At 39.9% G+C, this 24,082-nt stretch carries 19 protein-coding genes; 12 read left to right on the forward strand and 7 right to left on the reverse strand.

Translation table 11 applies throughout. From position 1 onward, the window contains the following. Positions 1-99 precede the first annotated feature (99 nt). The 6 genes from AB4153_RS04985 (at position 100) to AB4153_RS05010 (ending at position 10,300) form a co-directional block, all read left to right on the forward strand. The gene (locus AB4153_RS04985) at positions 100-1,755 is read left to right on the forward strand and encodes an amidohydrolase (protein WP_102528106.1); all 1,656 of its coding nucleotides are present in this window, start codon (positions 100-102) and stop codon (positions 1,753-1,755) included. A gap of 254 nt (positions 1,756-2,009) precedes the next feature. Next, a complete protein-coding gene (locus AB4153_RS04990) occupies positions 2,010-2,741 on the forward strand; it encodes an oxidative stress defense protein (RefSeq protein ID WP_102528107.1) in 732 nt (243 codons plus the stop codon). A 250-nt stretch (positions 2,742-2,991) separates the two neighbouring features. Continuing rightward, positions 2,992-3,924 carry a dihydroorotate oxidase gene (locus tag AB4153_RS04995; protein WP_102528108.1) on the forward strand — a complete coding sequence of 311 codons (933 nt, stop codon included), beginning with the start codon at positions 2,992-2,994 and terminating at the stop codon, positions 3,922-3,924. Positions 3,925-4,261: 337 nt separating this feature from the next. After that, positions 4,262-6,430 carry a cation:dicarboxylate symporter family transporter gene (locus tag AB4153_RS05000; protein WP_102528109.1) on the forward strand — a complete coding sequence of 723 codons (2,169 nt, stop codon included), beginning with the start codon at positions 4,262-4,264 and terminating at the stop codon, positions 6,428-6,430. A 371-nt stretch (positions 6,431-6,801) separates the two neighbouring features. After that, positions 6,802-7,968 (forward strand): N-acetyl-alpha-D-glucosaminyl L-malate synthase BshA, encoded by a 1,167-nt coding sequence (bshA, locus tag AB4153_RS05005; protein ID WP_229370655.1) that lies wholly within the window; start codon positions 6,802-6,804, stop codon positions 7,966-7,968. Between the two features lie 76 nt (positions 7,969-8,044). After that, positions 8,045-10,300, forward strand: coding sequence for a cation:dicarboxylate symporter family transporter (locus AB4153_RS05010; RefSeq protein ID WP_371996550.1), 2,256 nt, complete (start codon positions 8,045-8,047; stop codon positions 10,298-10,300). 85 nt (positions 10,301-10,385) lie between these two features. On the opposite strand, the gene AB4153_RS05015 is transcribed toward AB4153_RS05010, so the two are convergent. From AB4153_RS05015 to AB4153_RS05025, 3 genes are read right to left on the reverse strand one after another with little or no spacing between them, the layout of a single operon-like run. Then, positions 10,386-10,865 (reverse strand): GtrA family protein, encoded by a 480-nt coding sequence (locus tag AB4153_RS05015; protein ID WP_371996552.1) that lies wholly within the window; start codon positions 10,863-10,865, stop codon positions 10,386-10,388. After that, positions 10,865-12,337 carry an ArnT family glycosyltransferase gene (locus AB4153_RS05020; protein ID WP_371996554.1) on the reverse strand — a complete coding sequence of 491 codons (1,473 nt, stop codon included), beginning with the start codon at positions 12,335-12,337 and terminating at the stop codon, positions 10,865-10,867. Before AB4153_RS05020 ends, AB4153_RS05015 begins: the two co-directional genes overlap by 1 nt. Then, positions 12,334-13,551, reverse strand: a complete 1,218-nt coding sequence (locus tag AB4153_RS05025) for a glycosyltransferase family 2 protein (RefSeq protein WP_371996555.1) — start codon at positions 13,549-13,551, stop codon at positions 12,334-12,336. Before AB4153_RS05025 ends, AB4153_RS05020 begins: the two co-directional genes overlap by 4 nt. Before the next feature lie 169 nt (positions 13,552-13,720). Here AB4153_RS05025 and AB4153_RS05030 point away from each other — a divergent pair, with 169 nt between their 5' ends. Further along, positions 13,721-14,395 carry a response regulator transcription factor gene (locus AB4153_RS05030; RefSeq protein ID WP_371996556.1) on the forward strand — a complete coding sequence of 225 codons (675 nt, stop codon included), beginning with the start codon at positions 13,721-13,723 and terminating at the stop codon, positions 14,393-14,395. Positions 14,396-14,397: 2 nt separating this feature from the next. Next, on the forward strand, positions 14,398-15,729 hold the full coding sequence (locus AB4153_RS05035) for a sensor histidine kinase (RefSeq protein ID WP_371996557.1): 1,332 nt from the start codon (positions 14,398-14,400) through the stop codon (positions 15,727-15,729). A gap of 97 nt (positions 15,730-15,826) precedes the next feature. On the opposite strand, the gene AB4153_RS05040 is transcribed toward AB4153_RS05035, so the two are convergent. Continuing rightward, positions 15,827-17,176 (reverse strand): amidohydrolase family protein, encoded by a 1,350-nt coding sequence (locus tag AB4153_RS05040; RefSeq protein WP_371996559.1) that lies wholly within the window; start codon positions 17,174-17,176, stop codon positions 15,827-15,829. Between the two features lie 297 nt (positions 17,177-17,473). Here AB4153_RS05040 and AB4153_RS05045 point away from each other — a divergent pair, with 297 nt between their 5' ends. Further along, positions 17,474-17,776: an NINE protein gene (locus tag AB4153_RS05045; RefSeq protein ID WP_102528112.1), complete on the forward strand. Its 303-nt coding sequence runs from the start codon at positions 17,474-17,476 to the stop codon at positions 17,774-17,776. A 14-nt stretch (positions 17,777-17,790) separates the two neighbouring features. After that, entirely contained in the window at positions 17,791-18,036 is a 246-nt protein-coding gene (locus tag AB4153_RS05050; RefSeq protein WP_102528113.1) for a TM2 domain-containing protein, read from the forward strand. A 95-nt stretch (positions 18,037-18,131) separates the two neighbouring features. Here the strand turns inward: AB4153_RS05050 and AB4153_RS05055 are convergent, their stop codons facing one another. Beyond that, positions 18,132-18,701 (reverse strand): hypothetical protein, encoded by a 570-nt coding sequence (locus tag AB4153_RS05055; protein ID WP_371996560.1) that lies wholly within the window; start codon positions 18,699-18,701, stop codon positions 18,132-18,134. 526 nt (positions 18,702-19,227) lie between these two features. Then, the gene (locus AB4153_RS05060) at positions 19,228-21,465 is read right to left on the reverse strand and encodes an acyl-CoA dehydrogenase (RefSeq protein ID WP_248954376.1); all 2,238 of its coding nucleotides are present in this window, start codon (positions 21,463-21,465) and stop codon (positions 19,228-19,230) included. Between the two features lie 321 nt (positions 21,466-21,786). On the opposite strand from AB4153_RS05060, the gene AB4153_RS05065 reads away from it, so the two are divergent. Together AB4153_RS05065 and AB4153_RS05070 are read left to right on the forward strand one after the other, a co-directional pair. Then, entirely contained in the window at positions 21,787-22,353 is a 567-nt protein-coding gene (locus AB4153_RS05065) for an SOS response-associated peptidase (RefSeq protein ID WP_371996562.1), read from the forward strand. A gap of 577 nt (positions 22,354-22,930) precedes the next feature. Next, a complete protein-coding gene (locus AB4153_RS05070) occupies positions 22,931-23,161 on the forward strand; it encodes a cytochrome c3 family protein (RefSeq protein ID WP_102528117.1) in 231 nt (76 codons plus the stop codon). Positions 23,162-23,397: 236 nt separating this feature from the next. On the opposite strand, the gene AB4153_RS05075 is transcribed toward AB4153_RS05070, so the two are convergent. Further along, complete coding sequence (locus tag AB4153_RS05075) at positions 23,398-24,024, reverse strand: DsbA family protein (protein ID WP_248954374.1); 627 nt, start codon at positions 24,022-24,024, stop codon at positions 23,398-23,400. Positions 24,025-24,082 lie beyond the last annotated feature (58 nt).

The raw sequence follows: 24,082 nt of genomic DNA on the forward strand, positions 1-24,082 counted from the left end.
TTTCTACAAAAAACCAGTTAACATAAAATCAACAACAAAAATTAAATATTGTTCAATAGCTAAAAGACAAAACAATAAGAACATGGAACGAATTAACACATGATAAATACCTACAAAAAGCTGCTTATCACTTGTATCTGTTTAGTCAGTTTCCCCGCGCTTAGCCAGAGTCAATTGATCAGTAACATTCATGGATATACTGTTCAAGATGGCAACCTCATCGAATTTAGAGCCTTGCAATTTGATGGTGACACCATCGAAAAAATATATACCGAACAAGACAACTTACCCTATAAAACCGAAGCTAATATCAATCATATTGATGGTAAAGGTCGAACCTTACTTCCGGGCTTAATTGATGCTCACGGGCATGTATTGAGTTACGGTTTGAGCTTGATGCGTGCTCAATTACGCGACAGTAAATCAGAATACGACGCTGTTAATATTGTCGATAAATTTAGGCAGCAACAATCATCACTAAACTGGGTACAAGGCAGAGGTTGGAACCAAGTATTATGGCCAAGCAAGCAATTTCCTACTGCCGCCTCTCTCGATAAGATATTTCCTGACACGCCTGTATGGTTAGTACGAATTGATGGGCACGCTGGCTGGGCAAATTCAGCAGCAATGGCAGTTGCTGGAGTCGATATCAACTCAATCAGTCCTGCAGGCGGCGAGATCCTTCGCCATAAAAATGGTCAGCCTACTGGCGTATTTATTGATAATGCCATGAGCTTAATTACCAACAATATCCCTAAACTGTCGATTGAAGAGCAACAAGCAGTGCTAGAAACAGCTTTAACCTCATTAGCAGAATTAGGGTTAACCAGTGTGCATGACGCTGGGATTCAGTCTGATACCATTGCGGCTTATCAAGCCTTGGACTTACGCAGTAAAATGCCTATTCGCGTTTACGGCATGATTGACGCTGAAGATCCTGAGTTTGATCAATTAATGGCTGCTGGACCATACCGTATCGATACCGATAAATTCCGTGTTAGCAGTGTTAAAATTTCTGCTGACGGCGCATTAGGCAGTCGCGGCGCTGCGTTAATTGAAGATTATAGTGACTTAAAAGGCCACAAGGGGTTATTGCTATATTCGCCCCAAGCCTTAGGTGATAAGATTGAAAAAGCCATGAAAGCAGGGTTTCAGGTTAATACCCACGCAATTGGTGATAATGCCAATCAAATTGTTTTAGATCATTACCAATCATTAATTGCAAACAGTAACAGTCGCCATTTACGACACCGTATTGAACATGCACAAGTATTGCAGCTCAGTGATATTTCTCGATTTGCTGAGCTCAATGTGATTGCTTCTATGCAGGCAACACATGCCACCAGCGATAAGAATATGGCAGAAGATAGAGTGGGCAACTCGCGAATAAAGGGCGCTTACGCTTGGCGTAAATTAATCAATGCGGGCGCTGTTATTGCAGCTGGTTCTGACTTTCCCATTGAGTCCCCTAACCCTTTTTATGGCCTTCATGCCTCTGTGACCAGACAAGACCATGACAATCAGCCGGTTGATGGTTGGTACCGTAGAGAAAGCATGACACTCACTGAAGCGCTCGCCAGCTTTACCACTAATGCCGCTTTTGCTGGTCATCAAGAAAAAGAGATTGGTCAGCTAAAACCAGGATTGAAAGCAGACTTTATCTTAATCGAAACCGATATTTTCTCAGCCCCTGTTGAAGATATTTGGAAAACTAAAGTCAGCGAAACCTGGGTTAATGGACAACGAGTACATTGATACAACTAAGCTCGACTTATTCAAGTCGTTACATCTAATTGAAATGCTAAGGGCAGATAAACCTTTATCTGTCCTTGTGTTCAACCTCTGTTGTTTCAGTCAATTCAGTGAACCTTTCATAAAGCTAGCAACCTGTTAGCCAGCACAATCCATTCAACGTTCTAACAATATTTTTAAAAAAATAACCCTTTTCTATATTGTCTGCGTTTATAGCAATAACAACGAATTTACTTTCTATTATTGCTGGAGCAATTATGACTCAATTAATCAATGTGAACACACTAAGAAAAACCTTGTTAAGTACATTAATCGCATCTGGGCTCGTTTTCGGTTTAACAACCAATACCGCAATAGCCGCTAACTATGATTTCCCTCACTTAGAAACCGTTGGCACCAGCCAAGTTAAAGTAGCCCCTGATATGGCAGAGATTTCAGTACAAGTAAGCTTAACCAAAGATAACGCCAAAGAAGCTAAAACAGCGGTTGATGCAGCGGTCGTTAAGTTTATCAAACGCCTTAAACAGGCTGGTGTCAGTAAACAGGACATTCAAAGTGCAAACTTGCACATTCAACCGCAATATCATTACCCATCAAACCAACCTAAAGAATTAACCGGATATAGTGCTAGCAGACAGTTGACGGTTAGCGTTAAAGAGTTAGCTAAGTTAAACGACATTCTGGATTCAGCTCTAGAAGAAGGCATTAACCGAGTGCAAAATATTGCTTTAAAATCATCCGATGAAACCCAAGCTATTGAGCAAGCAAGACAAGCAGCCATTAAAGATGCAAAGCACAAAGCGCACTCTCTAGCGCAAGGTTTTGACCGTGAACTCGATGGCGTATGGGAAATACGTTACTTAACACAGCACCCAGTGCAACCCGTAATGATGAGAATGAGCGCAATGCAAAGCGATATGGCAGAAAGTTATCAATATGGTGAGGTGAGCGTTGAAGAACGTGTAGAAGTTATTTATCGCTTAAAATAAACCCTTATGAACTGGTGACCTAGCCGCTGCAGGTCACTTTGAGTTTCTTGTTTGTTTGCTCTAGTTAACACTATTACAAATTTATTGTCTCTTTTGCTTTTTTCTTGTTTCTAATCAATGTCTATATTGTCTTGCTGAATAAACTATGGCGCAATTTGGCGGTGAATAATTTAAAACCTTTCAAAAACCTTAATCACCTCAAAGCGGTCGTATTGTTTTATCCATACTAATTCAGTCAAGAGGACGCTTCATGAACATCGATTTATCCACTCAAATTGCTGGAACACAGCTAGACAGTTATTTGATGAATGCCTCTGGCCCTAAATGTACCACTTGGGATGAGTTGCACACCATTGCACTATCCAACTCGGCAGCCGTGGTAACCAAGTCTTGTACAATTGAATCGCGCGAAGGAAACCCTGAACCTAGATATCAAAACCTGCCATTAGGATCTATCCAGTCTATGGGGCTCCCCAACCTTGGATACAAAGCGTATTTAGAAATGGTGCCGCAATTAAAAGCCTTGGGGAAACCTGTCATTGTCAGTGTTTCGGGCTTTAGCGTTGAAGATAATATTGAAATGGTCACCGCGTTTCAAAACAGTGACGTCGATTTAATTGAAGTAAACTTTTCTTGCCCTAATATCCCTGGTAAAGCTCAAGTCGCTTATGACTTTGAACAGACAGACCAAGCACTTGCCGCGATTACCGCCTTAGGCAATAAACCTATTGGGATTAAATTAGCGCCGTATTTTGATATGTCACACTTTATTGCAGTGGCCAATATCATCAAGAAATACCCAGTAAAGTTCATTACCTGCATTAACTCTATCGGCAACACCTTAGTGATTGATCCACACACAGAGCAACCTATCATTAAACCTAAAGGCGGCTTTGGTGGTTTATGTGGAGATTACATTAAGCCTATTGGCCTTGCCAATGTGCGCGCATTTCGTGAACTGTTAGATGATGATGTTCAAATCATCGGTGTTGGCGGCATTAAAACCGGTATCGATGCGTTTGAATATTTATTAGCAGGCGCGGACGCGGTACAAATTGCTACTTGTTTTGAAAAAGAAGGCGAAGCTTGTTTCGAGCGTATTGAGTCTGAGCTTGCTGAGTTTATGCAATCTAAAAACTATCAATGTATTGCTGATGCAAAAGGCAAACTAAAGCCACTATAAACCCCCTTAGCAAATCCATTTACATCTAATAGCCAGTTCATTTGTTCTGGCTATTTTTATGGCCATAACTAAAGTTAGAGCCAATAGCTATCACCAACATCCCCCAATTCCTCGCCAATTTATTAGCATTTACTAACCTATTTTATCGCTAAAATTTATTCGTTAAAGTCTGACTATTGATTAATAAGACTGTTAATATTGATTTAAATTAACAGCTTCACCACTTAAAACCTGACAATTGATAAACTTTCAGTAACCTACTATGCAATAAATAAAGCGCTTAATGAGCCTTAAGACTCAAACGCCGCAGGCATAACATAATAAATGGATACGACACGTGGTTAAAAAATTACTTTCAATGACCAGTTCAACACAAATGCTAATTGCCATGTTTGTCGGTTTTGCTGTTGGTATTTTCTTTGGCGAATCCGTTGGCTGGCTAAGTACCATAGGTAATGGTGTCATCTTATTAATGCAGATGACGGTTTTACCCTACATTGTTGTATCGCTGATTGGCGGTATTGGGAAACTGCAAAAAAGTACTGCTATCTTAATTTTTAGTCGCGCGGGACTTATCATGTTGCTGTTGTGGTTGGTCGGATTGGTGCTTACTGCATTAATGCCATTGTCATTCCCATTTGTAGAATCCGCCTCCTTTTTCAGTACCAGCATTATTGAACCTGTAGAACCGATTAATTACTTCAAGCTTTACATACCATCAAACCCATTTGAATCCATGGCTGCAGGTTATGTACCTGCTATGGTGGTATTTAGTATTGCGATGGGGCTGGCACTCATCGGCATGGAAGGTGATAATAAAAACCAAGTGCTTTCTTTCATGCACACCATTACCGAAACGTTTTCACGCATTACTCAAGGCTTAGTTAAAGTATTACCGGTTGGTATTTTCGCTATGTCCGCAGCGGCGGCAGGAACGATGGGGGTCGATGAATTTGCCAGTATGCAGGTGTATTTAATCAGCTACTTTGTTTTGTGCTTATTGCTCACCTTTGTGATTTTACCTTGGATTGTTTGCTCGCTAACACCAATTACATATATGCAAACCGTCAGCATTACTAAGGCAAGCCTAGTAACTGCGTTTGCTACTGGTAATATCTTTATTGTCATTCCCGTGATTATTGAAGAATGTAAGCAGATCATGCGTGAGCATAATAACCTTAGTGAAGACGGCTTAACCCTAATTGAAATTCTTGTACCTATTGCCTTTACCTTCCCAAATATCGGTAAACTCACGGTTATTTTGTTTGTTTATTTTGCTGGCTGGTTTAATGGTACCCCTGTTGATATCAGTGCTATTCCTTCCTTATCGATTAGTGGCCTGTTATCACTATTTGGCAGCGTTTATGTTGCAATCCCCTTTATGCTCGACTTAGTGCATTTACCTTCTGATTTATTCCAATTATTTGTTATGTCAGGCTTTATAACGGGTAAATTTAACTCTATTGCTGCGGTAATGAATTTATTCGCATTAACCTTACTGACAGTTTGTTTATTCCAAGGTTGTCTTAAAATTCGTGCGCCGCAATTAATTAAAATGTCTGGTGGCTTAGTGGCCAGTACCATAGTCACCATATTAGTGTGTCGAATTGGGATGGGGGTATTTATTACTAGCCCTGAAATCACTAGTGGCGTGATTGCCAACATGAAAGTAGCTGACAAAGTGCCTACTAAAGTAACCCGACAGTTTCCTGAAGTAGGTAAAACACCCTCTCAGCCAATAGTCGATGTACAAACGATCAGAAAGCGTGGCGTGTTAAGAGTCGGTTATATTCCAAGTAATGTGCCCTTTAGTTATTACAATAACTCAGGCCAATTGGTGGGCTTTGATTCTGCGATGGCCACTAAACTAGCCGAAGATTTACATGTTGATATCGAATTCATTCCTTTTCATAAAGATAAGCTTGCTGTGTCATTGCAAGCAGGCTTTTTTGATGTGGCTATGTCAGGGCTTGCCATGGATATCAAACAAATGGATCGCTTAAGTTACAGCGATCCAGTATTAGAACTCAATATCGCCATTGCCACTAAAGACCACCGCGTCAATAGCTTTAAAACCAATGAGTCGATTCTGGCCATGGAAGATGTCACCGTGGCTTATGTTGAACATGATGACAAAATCAAAGAAGCCAAGAAGCAGTTGCCCCATCTTAAATTTGTCAAAATTGAAGGTTACAAAGATTTCTTCAGGCAGAAAAAAGACAAGTACGATGCTGTGGTTATCAGCGCAGAGGCAGGGTCAGCCTGGACGCTATTTTTCCCAGGTTACGGCATTGCGATTTTAGAAGGTAAAAATCGTTATCCTGTGGCTTATGCGGTGGCTCAATCGAACCAGTCATTACTGAACTATATTAATAATTGGCAAAAACTGCGTAAGGTCGATGGTCATCAACAAGAGTTTTATGACTATTGGATGTTAGGTAAAGGTGCCACTACACCTCAGCCTCGCTGGTCAATTATCCGAGACGTTTTACATTGGGTTGATTAACTTCTCAATCAACATTTGAACCCAATTAGTTTGCCTTAAAGCCTAATGTATCAATATACATTAGGCTTTTTAGTCTCTTAAAAGTGCTTATTTTCCCTTACCTTAAATTGTCATATTGTCGAATTACAGTATAAAGCGAAGGTTTTTTATTTATGCCATAGTGAATAGTGAATAGTGAATAGTGAATAGTGAATAGTGAATAGTGAATAGTGAATAGTGCATTGTCATTATCTCGCTGAACAGATGCCCCATACAGTTAGATAGAAAAATATTGCAATATTCAAAAAGTTAACCTAAAAATAACATTACGATTATTATTCATAATTGCCATTTCATTGCGCTGAGCACGCTAGTAAGGATACGAGTGAAAAATGATGAATAAGTTACGCATAGGTATTGTCTGCCACCCAAGCATTGGTGGTTCTGGGTTAGTGGCCACTCAGTTGGGTATTGGCTTAGCAAAATTAGGTCATGAAGTGCATTTTATTGCCCATAAACGACCATTTAAGCTTATCCAAAATTATAGTAATGTTTACTTTCATGAAGTAGACGAAGTAAATTATCCTTTATTTGAAGGTCCACTACATACCTATTCGTTAACCGCCAAAATTGTCGAAGTCGTCGAACAATATCAATTACATTTGATCCACGCTCATTATTCTATTCCTCACTCTTTATGTGCATTTCTAGCCAGTAATATCTGCCAATATTCATTCCCGATTGTTACCACTATTCACGGAACTGATGTCACGATTGTCGGTCAAGATAATGCGATAAAGCGTTTAAATACCTTCAGCATGAATCAAAGTACCTTATTAACGACAGTATCCAATTTCCAGCGCCAATATATTCAGCAAGAGTTTGAAATAAACCAACCCATTAATGTGGTGCATAATTTTATTGATGCCAACGATTTTACCCCAGAGTTAGTTGACCAAAACCTAAGACGAACATTGGCAAATGATGACGAAAAAATCTTAATGCACGTTTCAAATTTCAGGCCGCTAAAAAACACCCAAACCGTCGTTAATGCTTTTAGTCAATTACACTGCGATGAAAAAGTCAGGCTAGTGCTGGTTGGTAGCGGTCCGGATATCGAAAAAATTAAACAGCAATGTAGTCAACTCAACATCTTAGATAGAGTCCGTTTTACTGGTTCAGTGAACAAGGTAGAACGCTATATTGCTAATGCAGACTGTTTAATTCAGCCAAGTTACCGCGAGTCTTTCTGTATGGTTATTCTAGAGGCAATGTCCTGTGGGGTGCCAACGGTTAGTAGCAATGTTGATGGCATTCCTGAGGTCGTCGAAGAAGGTGTAACTGGCTTTATGCATCCACCTGAAGATGCGCAAAGTATGGCTAGCACCATTAGCAAGATTTTTGCTGATAACCAGTACCAACAGCAACTTGGAAAAGCTGGGCGTGCAAGAGCGATTCAGCACTTTAATACTGAAATTAAAGTTAATCAGTATGTCGATTGCTACCACCAAACACTCGCGATTCATGGCCAAGCGCAACAGCTTGTTAGTTGCAGCTAACTCATTCAGTTAGTGTATTAGTCGCAAGCAATAGCAATATCACCATTCGCGAAATAGAGCATATAAAAGGATTCATATGGCAACGGCCACACCAGACAATGATAAAGCAGATCCCACTAATAATACTGCACAAAGCCCAGAGCAAGCACAGGCGGTTTCGCCCGCCAATAAAGAACCTAAAAAGAACAAACTCAGCATGTCGAGTTGGGTGTTACTCTCCTTTGCTGGCGGCATCATTGCAGGGCTATTTTTTGGCGAAATGCTCGCGTGGATGTCTGTAATTGGTGATGCTTTTATCAAGCTTCTACAAATGACCATCATCCCTTATATTATCGTGTCGCTTATTTCGAGTTTAGGCAGTTTAACCTTAGAGCAAGCAAAATCTCTGGGCGTTAAAGTGGGTAAATTGATGCTAGTCATTTGGCTATTGGGTTTACTCAGTATGTATTTGATCAAATACACATTTCCTGAGTGGCAAGCGGGAGAGTTCTTTAGCTTAACTGCGCTCCAAGACCCTAATTCAGTCAATTTATTAGACTTATATATCCCATCTAACCCATTTTTTTCATTATCGAATAGTTACATCCCAGCCATTGTATTATTTTGTGTCGCCACAGGCATCGCGCTTATTTCGATTAAAGACAAAGAGTCTTTGATGCGTCCTTTGCAATTATTAGGTGAGTCTTTTAATAAGGTCACACAAAGCATTGTGATGCTCATGCCCATTGGCATTTTCGCCATGACAGCGGCCACCGCTGGCACCATGGATTTTGACGAGTTTCAAAAATTGCAGGTGTACTTTGTCGCTCATGTGGTAATGACGGTGATTTTGACCTATTGGGTGTTACCGGCAATAATTATGGTGATCACCCCATTTTCCTACCGAGACATTACAGGTATTGCTAAAGACGCGATGATCACTGCATTTGCGGCAGGTAATATTTTCATTATTTTACCTTTACTCATTCAACGCACTAAAGAGCTATTCCATAAGTACAATATCGGTGATGAGCAAACCGATGATTACGCCAATATCATTATCCCTGTGGTCTTTAGCTTTCCTAATTTAGGTAAGCTCCTCACCATTGTATTTGTGTTATTTGCTGCTTGGTTTTCAGGTAAAGAACTCGATTTCCTCAGTTATTTCCCTATGTCTGTTAACGGGCTGATTAGCTTATTTGGTAGTGTCTATCTGACTATTCCAATGCTTCTTGACTCATTAGAATTATCATCTGATCTATTCCAGCTTTATATGGTGTCTAGTTTGTTCACCAGTCGATTTACTTCGCTATTAGCCGCAATGAATATATTTATTCTCGCCATCGGTGGCACAGCCATGCTGGCAGGTATTGCTAAAATCAGCATGAAGCGACTCATTCTTTGTAGTGCCATTACCCCAGTTGTTTTCGGAATCACGCTGCTAGGCACCAGTTGGGTATTGAGTAGTATCGTTGATACTGAATACAACATGGATGAAGTTGTTGCTCAAATGAGCTCTGCTGCAGAAGTGCCTGAAGAAATCACGGCTTTTAACTGGTCAGAAGAACTTGAAGTGAATGGCCCACGAACCATAGAGCAAATAAAACAAAGCGGGCTATTACGCGTTGGCTATAACCCTGTTCAAGTGCCTTTTTCCTACTACAATGCTGGTCAGGATCTTGTGGGATTTGATATTGAAATGATGCGAAAACTTGCCGCTGAACTTGAAATTAAAGTGGTATTCATTCCTTATAACTCAGCCAATGTGCTGGATGGGATCAACAGTGGCTTATTTGATATCACCATTTCAGGGCTACAAATGACCACCTTCCGTATTGGCTTTGTCGATTTCACTAATCCCGTACTCGATTTACACTACGCCTTTGTCGTGAAGGATTACCGTGCTGATGAATTTAAAACAGATCAATTAATCCATGAAGCTGAAAAGGTGAGAGTGGCCTCTGTCGGGGACTACTCCATCATTCCGCACATTCAAGAAAAGTTTGATAATGTTGAGTTTAGCTCTATCGACTCAGACAAGTTATTCTTTGAAGATGATGGTGAAAACTATGATGCCTTATTAATTAGTTTAGAAGCTGGCAAAACATGGACAATTTTATACCCCGAATATACTGCCATGTATAACCGTGAAGAAATTAAATCCTTCCCAGCTTCATACGCTGTAGCTAAAGGTAATCACTCGCTGCATACCTTCTTAAACAGTTGGCTATCCATCCAACAATCCTCAGGTTATGTCGACACACTTTATGGCTATTGGATTTTAGGTGAAAATGCCCAACCTAAAAAGCCTCGTTGGTCGGTCATCAAAGATGTTTTACATTGGGTCGAGTAAGCAACTTGAACCAATTAATGCTAATTGAGCCCTTATTTAGATAACCAAGCCTAACAGAGTTATTAAGACTCAATGAATGACAATGTTAGGCTGGTTGGTTTTTAAAGGTAAAGTGATTAGAGCCAAGCCAATTCACTATCAGCCCCACTAAGACTCCCACTGCAAAACTAATGATTTCAACTTGTATGCCAGTTAGAGTATTCGATGTAAATATTACAAACTCTAGATCCTCTAACGTTAAAGTTGACGCCAGTAAATACAAACGCATCAGATGAAAAGCCCCCAGGTTTGCCAGCGCTGATATTGCTGCAATCGTAATGACCCAGCGACATTGCTTAAGAGTGCTTAGTTGACTTCTTTCGCTAAATGTAAATTTTCGATTCCCAAACCAAGTTAACCCTAGCCCAACCATAAATGCTAAAGTTCTGGCTACAAAAGGCTGCCAAGCAGCAAGTTCAATCAAGCTTAAATAAATAGATAAATCAACAATGAAGCTTCCACCACCCACCAGTAAAAATGAAACCAGAGGGTTCATTTTTACTGCTGATATGGATGAGCCAGTCATTAATGCTCACCACATAACATGAGTACTTTTTTGCGCGTTTCAGATTCAAGCAAACAACTTTCTAAGACATCTTGTTCTTTTAGTTGCTGTTTGCTCACAACAATGTAATAAGGACGTAGATTTAACTGCTGTAGTTGCTCTTCATCATTCACGACTACCGCTTTGCCCTCACTGTAATAGCGCGAAGAGAATGGTTGTTTGAACCAGTAATATACGGGTAAATCAAATACTCTTTGATTCAACAGCCACTTATCACTTTTCTCTTTGCTCACACCAGAATTAAGTACCACTAGCGCCGTAATTAATAACAATGGAATACTGCTAGAAATCATCACAAATTGGCTAATCTGTTGATTACGCCAGGCATAAGCAATAAGCAAAGCCAGTGCTGGTGTAGCAGGTAAAACATACGCAGGTAAAATATTGCCTGCAAAGGTAAATAAAATCAGTGGTGCTGCCATCCAACACAGTAAAAACTTAGTAAAGTCATCAAAACCTTTTTTCTGATACTCTTCAGTTGCTTGACTAGCTTCATGCCCAGTTTCTTGTCTAGCCTTTTGTTCAATTAACACATTCGCCTTCTGGTAGAGTCGATATAAACCGCGAGGTATAAATAACGACCAAGGCACACAAGCAGCTACAAAGTAAATCCAGATGGTACCGCGGACTTCATCATGTGCGCTGCCGTATAAGTCTCCTTTCCACCCACTGTCCACGAATCGAGACCAATGCTCGCCAACAATAAAGTATTGAATAAATCCTGGAGTTGCTTGTTCCGCCATCACATACCAAGGCATGGTCAATGCGAGCAATAACAATAGCCCTGTGAACAATGGAATTCGCAGCCATAATTGAGCCCACATCTTAATTGGACCAAGGGTCCACAACAGCCACAAAAAAGTGGCGATACCAAAAATGGCGATACCAACCGGCCCTTTGGCCATCAAACCAATGGCCAATCCAATAAAGCCCAAATAGCCCCACAAATACTGACCTTGCCAAGCCAAGTAAAAACTGACAAATGCTAGCGTTAGTCCCAGTAATAATCCCATATCGGTCATCACTGTTCCCATACAAACGTAAAATGCAACGGTTGTGGTTAACATAGTCGCTACTTTGAAACCATTAATCGCGAATGTTTTTGCCAGCTTTACCACCAGCAATAAAACAACTAGTCCAACTAAAAAATGCGGTAACCTTAGAAAAAATTCATTGTTACTAAACAATTCTATAAAGCTGGCACTCAACCAATTCTGTAAAGGAGGTTTGCCCCAAAAAGGCACACCATAGTCAAATTGTGGGGTTAACCAATTGCCCGTTTCAGACATTAATCTAGCCATTTCCCCATAACGTGCTTCAGTGGTATCCATCAACGGATATAATGCCAATGACAATAAACGGATCAATAATGCAGCAACCAGCACCACTGCGATCTTGGGATAATATTGTAGGGCTAACAACTTTGACTTCATTTGACATTTTCCAAGTTAAACTGATATTGATTAAAACTTTTAGGCTGCACAAATTGCTGTTGTCTACTTAGAACAATATCTTGGAAACCTTGTGTGTTTTCTCTTTTGCCCTCAGCCAATTTAGATGTAGGTGCTAACTTAGACTTTACTAAATTCCCTTTTTTAGGCGTTTGCAAAGCAAACTGATTACCCGGTTTGTTTAACTTACTATTTACAGAAGCGTGCTGAAATGAAAAAACAGTATGGGGAATACTCTGCTGATAATAGACATCCTCAACAATAAACACTGGGCGCTGCTTCACTTCCATAAATACTCGACCTAAGTATTCGCCAATTACCCCCAGTGCTAATAACTGAATGCCTGCTAAAAATAACTGAACTGCCATCATTGAAGCATACCCTGCAACGGCTTCACCATAGACTAAAGTTTTTAGTACGATCCAAGCACCATAAACTAAAGAGCTCAGCCCAATAGTCACACCAAACCAAGTAGCTAATCTAAGCGGCTTAAAGCTAAATGAAGTGATCCCATCCATCGCTAACCCCACTAATTTGCCGTAATTCCACTTTGTTTCACCGACACTACGAGGGTCGCGATCAAACTCTATGGTAGTTTGGGTAAACCCTGGCCAACTTAAAATGCCTTTCATAAATCGGTTACGTTCAGGCATGGCATTGATATGATCAATAACCTGCCTACTCAGCAACCTAAAGTCGCCTACATTCTCAGGCACAGGAGAGTCAGACATCCAATTCATTAAGCGGTAAAAACAAGCTGCTGAAAAGCGTTTAAACCAAGTTTCACCCAAGCGCTTTTTACGGCGCATATTGACAACTTCATAGCCGGCTCGCCATGCTTGCAGCATTTGAGGAATAAGCTCTGGTGGGTCTTGTAAATCTGCATCCAGCAAAATGATAGCGAGTCCTCTTGCCTGTGCAAGCCCCGCTGACATCGCAGCTTCCTTGCCAAAGTTACGGCTTAGTTTTATACATTGATGTTCACAATCACTTAAGCGCAGTTGTTGAAGTAATGCCCATGTCTCATCAGTGCTGCCATCATCAATAAAGACTAATTCACAGCGGTCGTTTATTTGTGATAGCACGCTATTAAGGCGTGTCATCAATACATCAAGACTTTTTGACTCGTTAAACATGGGAATGATGATCGAAACACAGATTTCAGATGGGTTTTTATCATAATTTGAATGATGCATGCGCTATTCCTACAGAACAAAATATGCCAACATCTTGAAGTAGTGATAGTGTAAAAAATGTCATTGACATTTTTTCGACAAAAAATTTGTAACAATAGCGCTGATTTATTCACTCTTTATTGCCAGTGCCACTCATGATAGACAAGCTCAAGCAGGAACTTAGCCGCCAATGAAACTACTTATCATTGAAGACAACCACGATGTCGCAGGTATTTTAGGCGATTTTTTTGAAGCTCAAGATGCTGTTCTTGATTACGCGACTAATGGTGAACTTGGGCTCAGTCTCGCACTTGAGGAAGATTTTGACGCCATCATTTTAGATTTAATGCTCCCTAAAATGGATGGACTAACCTTATGTCGTTCACTGCGAGAACAAGGCTGCACGACGCCAGTACTGATGCTTACTGCACTGGATAATAAAACTGACCTCATGACCGGCTTTGATAGTGGCGCTGATGATTACTTGGGTAAACCTTTCGATTTAGATGAACTTGATGTACGTATAAAAGCATTGATTAAAAGGCATAGAGGTAAAGTGGCTCAAGCAACGCTTAGGTTTGGTGAGCTTGAACTCAACATTGCCCAGCATCAGGTTAAGCGCCGAGGCATGAAATTGGCGTTAACGCCAACGACGTACCAAATTTTATTATTACTCATCAAAAATGCCCCTAATGTCGTGACTCGCGAGCAGCTTATCGATGAAATCTGGGGACAGCACCCACCGGGAAATGACATTTTACGAAGTCATGTTTATCAATTAAGAAATCAAGTCGATAAACCATTTGAGCAGCCCATGCTAATGACCGTACCCAAAGTCGGTTTACGGTTAAGCCAAGGAGAATAACCTTGAATTCAAGAAGCATATCAAGTGCCCACGCAACCACTAGTAATAGCTCAACTCAATCTTTTGTTGGTCGTCTGTCAGTCTATTTTGTATTAATCGGTCTGTTAGCATCTGGGATGATTTACCTGATGATGATATATATGCTGCAGTGGGTTGAGGATGAGGTCAGTCTTAATACTTTACGTGACAGTGCTCCTTTCGTTATTAAACAATTTCAAAAAGGCGTCCCAGAGCCTTTAGTATTACCGCCCAATATTACTGCTTTTTACAGCAGCGACTTTATTCCTTCTCACTACGGGGAGTTGCAAAATTATCCGTTGGGCTTTAATGGTGAAATTAATGATGACCTTTCAGAGTTATTTTTATACCGTTCTGAGTTTGTATTAAATGGCCAAATGTCCCAGCTTTATATCACTATGCCTGCTGAAAACATTGAGCTCAGCAGCGCCCAATGGACAGGTATCAATACCTTTGTTATTGGTTTTACTATTGGGTTAATACTGCTATTTAGTTACGCGATCATAAAATTGTTTAAACGACTCATTGAGCCCATCAACCAATTGAGCCTGCAGTTAGGTAGTAGCACTACTCCTGAAGCTTTCAATGTCAGTCAAAGTGCTGCCAAAGAATTTGGTATTTTGACTGACAGTCTCAATCGTTACCGTCAGCAAAATGAAACCTTAATAAAACAAGAACAAGCTTTTGCAAGGTATGCCAGTCATGAGCTAAGAACCCCTCTTAGTATTGTTCTAGGTTCGGCCAAATTACTTGCTCAAAAACCTGATGAAGACTTTCAACTTCGACAGCGGGAACGTATTACCCGTGCGGCTCAAGATATGCAGAATACCGTAGAAGCTTTATTGAATATTGTTAAACAAGAAAAGTCTTCCCATGAAAACTCGCCGCGACTATTAACAGAACAAGAGTTTACTCAAACACTTGAAACCACAGTCAATCAGGCAAAAAAAATAGCCATTAAAATCTCTGTTGAGTGGCACAGTTCGCCTACTGTTCAACCAAATTCAGCGGTAATAAAGATGCTGTTAACCAATTTAGTCAACAATGCGATAAATGCCCGTTGCGAGCAGTTACCAGAGGGAGAAAAAAGTTGGATTAATATTGCAGTCTTCGATAAAGAAATTATTATTGAAGATAATGGCCAAGGCTTATCGGATAGTGAAAAAGGTCATCAAAGAAGTGATTCTGGAGGCCACGGACTAGGGCTGACAATAATCGATACTTTATGCCAGCGCTACAATTGGCAGTTTACACTTGCTTCAAACCAACCTAGGGGTTGTATCGCAACGTTAGTCTTACCGAAGCTGGCAGTGTAAGTGAGAGTGTAATTGAGAGTGTAATTGAGAATGAGAGTTAGAGTTAATGCTGAATTACGGGTTAAGTCAGCATTACCTCTACGTCATCTACACTGATTTATTGTTTATGAATCTCGCCAGACTTCATCACAAACTGCACATCAAGTAATGCATCGATTTGGGTTAATGGACTCACTTTCATCGCGATAACATCAGCTTGTTTACCTTGCTCTAAGGTGCCGATTGATTCTGACATCCCCACTAAGTCAGCGCCATTAATAGTGGCAGAAATTAAAATATCTTTGTTCGACATACCTGCTTGAGACATCAGTACCGCTTCTTTAGCGTTTTCACCATGACGAGACACACCGCTGTCAGTTCCAAAAGCAATCTTTACGCCTTTTTTATACGCATTGCCAAAGTTGTTTTGCATGTCATTACCCACACGAATCGCTTTCGCTTTAATCGCATCAGACATAAAGTTGCCTTTCGAGTTCGCCATTTGCACTACAGTATCACCAGCCAATAAAGTCGGAACTAAATAAGCTCCAGACTTTTTAAATAATTTAATTGACTCTTTATTGGCATAACTGCCGTGTTCAATGCTATCAACACCCGCCCGTAGCGCAGCATTAATACCTTCAGCCGCATGAGCATGACTGGCAACCTTGCGCCCTAATGCGTGAGCGGCATCAATCACTTCTTTTAATTCATCATTGGCCATTTGCTGACCTGTACCAGTATTGGTATCAGACAACACCCCACCTGTTGAGGTTATTTTAATGACATCTGCACCATATTTAATTGCACGGCGAGTCGCGCGGCGACAATCAAAAGGGCCATCACAAATGGTTTTAGAGGTCAGCATATCCAATAAATCTGGGCTTTTACCGTCCACATCTCCATGACCACCTGTGACCGACACACCGCCTGATGCAACAATTCTTGGACCAGGCAACCAGCCCTTATTGATTGCGTCACGCAGTGCATAAATTTGTTCTGGTTTGGCGCCTAAATCACGTACTGTAGTAAAGCCTGCCTGTAAGGTCTTATTTGCAAAATATGCACTTCTCATTGCCACATCTGCATCTGACATCCGAAGCGCTTCACTGTCATTTTTAGGCCCTATTTCACCTTGTAAATGCACATGCATATCCATCAAACCTGGCATGACAAAACTGTCTTTTAAATCTATATATTCAACGGTATCAGTCGCTATTACCTTATCTTTTGATAAAGTGACATAGCCCTTTTTTACTTCAGCAATTTTGTCATCTCTAATGATCAATGAGTATTGCTGCAATGGTTTTTCACTGGCAACGGTTAACAGCTCACCGGCATGAATAACCTTATAATCAGCTGCGTTTACAAAGGGAGATATTGCGCAAACTAGTATAGCTATTGATGAATAGCCTAGGCGCTTTGTTAAACTGTCATGTCTCGTATCGTGTTGTGTTCTTGTCAACATTTGATTCCCTTATGCCCATTGCCAAAGCAGTCATTTTAAACCAAGTCTTAACATGCCTAATTAAAACAACAATTACAATAACCCTTTCATTTACCAAACCATTAAAACATTGAATATAAAATAAAATTTCATACTCAATATACAAATCTCAATTTCAATACTCGCTAAAAAGCCACACTCGAGCACCTTAACGATAAGATCTGAGACACATTCTTAAGTTAAATTTAACATTTGTAATTGCTTAAGCTAACTCTTTGCTATATAAAAGATTTAAGATTTTCATCAAGGAGGTTGAAAGTGACTGAATCAGTCAAGTCTGATAAAAAATACGCTACTGCGGTTATTTTATCGGGTATTTTTGGCGTTTTAGGAATTCACCATTTTTATTGTGGCAGAGTTTTACATGGTTTTTTCGATTTAACGTTAGCCATTGTTGGCATTATCCTAATACAGTTTGGAGATGTTACGCTCACCCTCATCGGTGCAGGTCTTATTCTTATTGATGTTATACACACTGTTGTAGTGACATTTATGCTTCTTGTTGGAAGCTACAGAGACGGGAAAGGTAAATTAATTACCTATCCAGGACAAAAAATATAATTAAAGGATTTATTATGTCAGAAGTTCAAACAGCAGAAACACCTGTTCAATTAAGCGAAAAAGGTTTCGTACCAACACTACTTTTATGCTTCTTTTTGGGCTCTTTAGGTGTGCACCGCTTTTACACAGGTAAAATCGGTACTGGTATCTTAATGCTACTTACTTTAGGTGGTTTAGGTATTTGGACATTAATCGACTTCATCATGATTGCAGTCGGTAGTTTTAAAGATTCTGAAGGTAACGCGATTAAAGCATCTTAATTGCTAATATAATCACATTACTATCATTAGGCTGTCCGACATATTCGTGGCAGCCTTTTATTTTTCTTAAGATAAATTGATACTTTTAATCCTTCTCAAAAGCTCAAATCGACTCCCCAATACACTTGCTCCGTATCATTTACAGACAGAGAAAGCGCCCCTAGGTTTTGAACCGAAGAAGTATCATTATGCTTCAAATAACGAAATCCTAATTCAGATGTAAATGCATTACCAAAATCAAACATTAATCCTGTCTGAGCGCCAAATACATAGCAACTATTTGAATCATAGTAAGTTTGATCTATATCCGTGATTTGAAACTCATGACCGCTTAGCCCTACTGATGCACCAATAAACCAACTCACTTGATTCGATGGCTCTAGAAAAAATAATTTATCATAAGAAATAAGCACACCTTCATGATACGTCATGTCGTCAGAGTTAAAAGAATACGTTCCGTATAAGCGACTCGCATCACCAATGTCGACACTATTTCTTATTTGATAATTAATCCCCCGTTCTTCACTGCTAGATAAACCTGAATAAGATGAAGTACTGTGAGTTTGATAACCCACAGTTCCACCAATAATGATATCTGCAGCGTGTGAAAACCCAGGAAGTAAACACATCACAATTACGTTTACCATCAAAGATAATCGTGCCATTTTGCCTCCTAGTTCAGGGCCAGTTGATCTTTGCCGGTTAAGTTTTGTTCGAAATAAAAGCGTTTTAATCAAGGCGGATGAATTGATGCCTAGTCATCTAAGCACCTTTTATTTACAAAGATGTATTCAACAAAGAGTAAAACGCTTTTAGTCGACCCCTTCGGGCAGCGTTTGTTGGTCATTTTTACTGCGTTATCGACTTTTTATGTAGAATAACTACACCACAAAGTCTCTGCCTTGTATAAATGACCAACAATTCGCTGCAAAAACAACCTTGAAAGTTCAACAGGCCCTAGTAATAAGTACTTTATTATTTACCAAACTAAGCTAAGAAAAATGCTGCCAAGCTCAAATTTTCACCTAATGAAATACCTATAAGGTAAAATTTTGTTCAATCTGTGATCTGCTTAAAATTCGAACTAATTATATGTTTTGTTAGTTCCATTTCTTTTTAAATACAAAAAGGCCGCTTAATAGCGGCCTTTTAAATTGGTTTACTTAAACAGTAAGCGACTTAAATATATCTTTAGTTAGCGATTTTTAAGTTTGCTTTGTCTGAGATTAGATTCAAATCAAAATCAAACTCATCAACTCGAATCGCTCGCTCACGTTTAAGATTGTAGTCTTGTAATTGCTTGTGCTCATCCACTGTAATGACATTAGCTTGAAGTGCATTATCAAGCGTAATTGAGAAGCGAACACCTGCTTTAAATACACGCTGTTTAAGTGATTTTTTCACTTTTGACAACAGTGGTAAACAAGCCATTTTAGCGAGATAAGCTTGCTCATTAATGTAATTACCATCACCAGCAACCGGTTTAATCAAGTGTGTTAATTGCTTTTTAAATGCAGTATCAAGCTGAGCTTGCTCTGCTAATTCACGCACCAAATCATCATTCACTTTTACCATTTTACCTGAGTAAGTCATGGTAATTAAACGCATAAACTGACGCGTAGGCTTAGACGGGAAGTTCTCTAAAAATGCCAATATGGCTTCTTCAGCTTTACATAAAGACCAACGAGTCGCGTACTCAAAATACGGTTTTGCTTGGCTACGCTCACCAGCTGACACTTTCTGCTCGTAAAAACGAATCGATGCCATTGCTGCATATAGGTAGCTCATTACGTCACCTAAACGAGCTGACAGCATTTCTGCTTGCTTTAGTTTTCCGCCTAGTACAAGTAGTGAGAAATCAGCATAAACGGCTAATTTTGATGCCAATTTATGTACAGATTTTTCGTAACCTATGACTTCAGGTAATGATGATTGCGCAGGCGCGGTAAAGGGTAAAAGACCCAATTTAAATGCACGCAAGCTATTACCAACACTGTAACCAATTGTTTGTCTAAAGATACGATTAAAGGTTTTATCAGCATCACTGGCGTCACTATGAATAGACTCAACCATGCTTTGTAAATGAGGATGACAACGCATCACACCTTGGCCAAATATCATTAGGTTACGGGTAAGGATGTTGGCACCTTCAACTGTAATTGCGATTGGTTGAGCCACATAACCTGACGCTAAGGTATTTTGTGGACCGCGCTGAATCGCTTTACCCGCTTGAATATCCATAGCTGAATCAAGAATATCACGACCTAACTCTGTCATATGGTATTTGGCAATCGCCGTTACCACTGATGGCTTTAAGCCAAGACCTAAGCCTTCAGTAGTCAATACGCGCATGGCTTCTTGTAGGTAAGTTTTACCTGCGATATCAGCCAGCTTCTCCTGGATACCTTCAAACTTACCAATTGATAACCCAAACTGCTCACGCACTGCTGCGTATTCAGCAGAAGACTTAAATGAACACTGACTGACTGATACACCTAATGCAGGTAATGAAATACCACGGCCTGCACCTAAACAGCTAACCAGCATCTGCCAGCCGCGGCCAATTTTCTCTTGACCGCCAATGATGAAGTCCATAGGGATAAACACGTTTTCACCACGAGTCGTACCGTTATAGAAACGACAGCCCATAGGATCATGACGGTTACCAAGTTGTACACCAGGATGTGATTTTGGAATAAGCGCACAAGTAATACCCAGTTGCTCTTTTCCGCCCAACAAGCCTTGTGGATCTTCGACTTTAAATGCAAGCCCTAGTACCGTCGCAATAGGCGCTAGAGTGATATAGCGTTTGTCCCATGTCACTGAAAGGCCAAGCACTTCTTTACCTTCGTATTCTCCCATAGTGACGGTACCGATATCAGGAATACCACCAGCATCACTACCAGCTTCAGGGCTAGTCAGTGCAAAACATGGAATTTCTAAACCGTTAGCTAAACGAGGTAACCAGAAGTTACGTTGGTTCTCTAAACCGTAATGCATTAACAATTCGCCAGGACCTAGCGAGTTAGGCACCATTACAGTAACTGCCACTGCAGAACTTTTAGCAGCAATAGTCGCAACGATAGTTGAGTTAGCATAAGGACTAAACTCTAATCCACCGTAAGACTTTGGAATAATCAGCGAGAAAAACTTATTCTCTTTTAGAAAAGTCAGTACATCGTCTGGCAAGTGCTTACCATTTTGAATATCAAAATCATCGACCATTTCAATCAATGTCTGCACAGGGCCATCTAAGAAAGCTTGCTCATCAAGCGATAAGGTTGCATTGGGAATATCACGTAATGCAGCAAAATCAGGAATACCTTGATAAATTGAGCCTTCTAACCAAACATCGCCCGCATCTAATGCTTCTTGTTCAGTCGTTGAAATACTCGGCAATACTTTCTTAAATGTTGTTCTTATGCTCATAGTTCTACACTCATCAGACCAGAATAATAGTGTGCATTACGTCACAAAAATTAAATTAGATCAAATATTCTAATTGGCAAATAAAGCTAATATTTACAGTAACAAAGCCATCGTTAAAAATAATTATTGCCAATTCATGAACTTACACGTGTACGCTGAAGATAAAAATAATTTAAAAATTTATACGCTCGTTTGAATTTTTATAAAAATTGACCAATTAACGAGACTTTTTTTTATGAAAATAATCTCAAAAAAATAGCTTTATAATGCTAACGTTAACGGGACAATATTGTTCAAGAACTGAAATGGAAGGGACACATTATGTGTGGCAGATTGGAGGTCTTACTTGATGGCATGAAAGGACTACTCGAACCACTATTTGACCAGCCATTGAGTATTCAAACGAATCTTGATTTAAGGCCGACAGATCCAGTTACAGTGCTGAGTTCTACAAATGGTAAACTTATTGCTACTCAGCAAAGTTGGGGGATACAACCTGAATGGTCCAAAAAACTCATCATTAATGCCCAAGCTGAAACTGTCGCAGACAAACCCACATTTGCCGAGGCTTTTAATCAACATCGATGCCTGATCCCATGTAGTGGCTGGTTTGAATGGCGCGATGAAGGCCAAGCGAAAAAGCAAAAGTACCGCTTTTCCCATGCGGCTAATAAACCTTTATTCATGGCTGGTGTCATTTATCCAGATCTCCAACAATTAGTCACCTTAACCATTAAACCTAATGATAAGTGCGCCCAATATCATCACCGCATGCCGCTATTTATCCCCTCAACAGCGATTAGCAGTTGGCTCAACAATACCCCAGAGCAAGTCAGCGATTTGATGCAGGCATTACCAAACGAGTGGATCAAAGTGTCAGCAGCATGAACTCATGAGTCAACTATATAGTCGTAATAGATTTCACAACCAAGAGTTTCAATGTCTGTGATTTCTTGCCTGTAAATTCAAAAGCCCGTAAATTCAAAAGCCTGGAATGTCTATGCCTGTAATTTCAAAGCTTGTAATTTCAACAATAACAATTCGTTCATCTTGGGTTCATCTTAGTGACAATATACTGCACATAAACAGATAATTGATGCTTAGATACGAGCCTCAAAACACATTTTAAATGTTTAAGAATTTTATTAAGCAGATCACAACCTTGAAATTTAACTATGCTAGAAGATGTAAAAAAGTGGCTTTAAGCGCTCTTTTAAGTTTTAATTAACATAAATCAATAAGATGGTATCGTAGGTAGAGTAATTTAAGTTTAAGAGCTCACTCTTCTGCTTAACATTGCATTACGAATACTAAATTAAAATGTGCTAACCAATATTCAGTGTCCTTAGTTATAAAGTAACGGATTTATTTGCATTAAGAGATGCGGTCATTGAGTCAGCGCGAATTGCTCAGGTTTAACACCTAGCATGGGCGATAAAGCCCCTTAACTGATGATGGAGTTACTATGAAATATTTAGCTATGATTGCTGCACTTATGTTTGCAAGTTCTGCTTTTGCTGTTGATTGTGTTGATTGTCATGAAGCAATCAATGTTGAAGAACATGCTGAAATGGAAGCAAACATCGAAACGTGTAATGATTGTCACAGCTTTGCTGATGCGCACGAATTAGATGCTGATCTACATACACCAGATTTAACAATCACTGAATGTGCTGATTGTCACGGTGTAGACTAATACCCTTGGGTATTTAAGTCCTTTAACCTTGATTTAAGCACTGCTTAATGCAGATTGACCATTTACCAGATTTGGCCAAGCTAGTTCACTAAATCAAGCGTTAACCTCTCTGAAAGAGAATAAAAACCAGTTGATCGCTCAGCTGGTTTTTTTATATCTGTAATTTGTTAATACCCTAAAGTCCATATAAAGACCAACACAGATGGTATTCTTGAGTTAGCTAATCTTCTTATTCATTATAAGGCCTTAGTTATCGCATCTATCGTCGTTTGGGGATCATGGTAATCCAAGGGTAACCCGATATTTTGTCCATTCACTTGCAATACCAATGATGGAAAACCTCTAATCGGTAATTGATGCACAAAATCCAATTCTTTCATAAATGCTTGTGCTATTTCTGCTGACGATAAACGTTCAACAAAAACCGTTTTATCAATACCTACACTTTCTGCTGCTTCAATAAGCGTATCAAGATCTGATGGGTTCTTTGCCTGTAAGTAATAAGCCTGTTGAATCGCAAGCATCATTTCTGACTCAAGAGCAAATTCTCTAGCAACTATACACGCTCGACAAGCTGGATAAGTTGAACGCCTTGGTTGACACTCTTGCCAAAAAGCATGATTAAACTCCGTACCGAGTTGCTGGGCAATTTTATGCCATGTTTGAGCTAAAAACTGCTGCATTTCTGCAGGCATCGGCATATCTGAATCAGGCGCTAAACCACCCACTTTATAGTCAATTGCAAGGGTTGGGAACAGTTCGATTAACTGCGTTTTTAATGCAAGTAAGGTAGGTTTATAGCCCCAACACCAACTGCACATAGGATCATAAACATAAATCAATCTTGCGGAGGCTGTCATCATCAGGTTCTCTCAATCAGCGAGCTTAACTAGGGCTCTTAAACGAGCATATTAACGTGCT

Origin of the sequence: Shewanella sp. 10N.286.52.E4, from assembly GCF_041468785.1 — a bacterium.
GTDB lineage: Bacteria > Pseudomonadota > Gammaproteobacteria > Enterobacterales > Shewanellaceae > Shewanella > Shewanella electrodiphila.

Excerpts from the sequence above, each read along its gene's own strand:
- AB4153_RS05010 (WP_371996550.1), top strand. The coding sequence starts at position 8,045 with ATGGCAACGGCCACACCAGACAATGATAAAGCAGATCCCACTAATAAT.
- AB4153_RS04985 (WP_102528106.1), top strand. The coding sequence starts at position 100 with ATGATAAATACCTACAAAAAGCTGCTTATCACTTGTATCTGTTTAGTC.
- AB4153_RS05020 (WP_371996554.1), bottom strand. The coding sequence starts at position 12,337 with ATGAAGTCAAAGTTGTTAGCCCTACAATATTATCCCAAGATCGCAGTG.
- AB4153_RS05025 (WP_371996555.1), bottom strand. The coding sequence starts at position 13,551 with ATGCATCATTCAAATTATGATAAAAACCCATCTGAAATCTGTGTTTCG.
- AB4153_RS04995 (WP_102528108.1), top strand. The coding sequence starts at position 2,992 with ATGAACATCGATTTATCCACTCAAATTGCTGGAACACAGCTAGACAGT.
- AB4153_RS05060 (WP_248954376.1), bottom strand. The coding sequence starts at position 21,465 with ATGAGCATAAGAACAACATTTAAGAAAGTATTGCCGAGTATTTCAACG.
- AB4153_RS05030 (WP_371996556.1), top strand. The coding sequence starts at position 13,721 with ATGAAACTACTTATCATTGAAGACAACCACGATGTCGCAGGTATTTTA.
- AB4153_RS05040 (WP_371996559.1), bottom strand. The coding sequence starts at position 17,176 with ATGTTGACAAGAACACAACACGATACGAGACATGACAGTTTAACAAAG.
- AB4153_RS05065 (WP_371996562.1), top strand. The coding sequence starts at position 21,787 with ATGTGTGGCAGATTGGAGGTCTTACTTGATGGCATGAAAGGACTACTC.
- AB4153_RS05070 (WP_102528117.1), top strand. The coding sequence starts at position 22,931 with ATGAAATATTTAGCTATGATTGCTGCACTTATGTTTGCAAGTTCTGCT.
- AB4153_RS05075 (WP_248954374.1), bottom strand. The coding sequence starts at position 24,024 with ATGATGACAGCCTCCGCAAGATTGATTTATGTTTATGATCCTATGTGC.
- AB4153_RS05050 (WP_102528113.1), top strand. The coding sequence starts at position 17,791 with ATGTCAGAAGTTCAAACAGCAGAAACACCTGTTCAATTAAGCGAAAAA.
- bshA (WP_229370655.1), top strand. The coding sequence starts at position 6,802 with ATGATGAATAAGTTACGCATAGGTATTGTCTGCCACCCAAGCATTGGT.
- AB4153_RS05015 (WP_371996552.1), bottom strand. The coding sequence starts at position 10,865 with ATGACTGGCTCATCCATATCAGCAGTAAAAATGAACCCTCTGGTTTCA.
- AB4153_RS05055 (WP_371996560.1), bottom strand. The coding sequence starts at position 18,701 with ATGGCACGATTATCTTTGATGGTAAACGTAATTGTGATGTGTTTACTT.
- AB4153_RS04990 (WP_102528107.1), top strand. The coding sequence starts at position 2,010 with ATGACTCAATTAATCAATGTGAACACACTAAGAAAAACCTTGTTAAGT.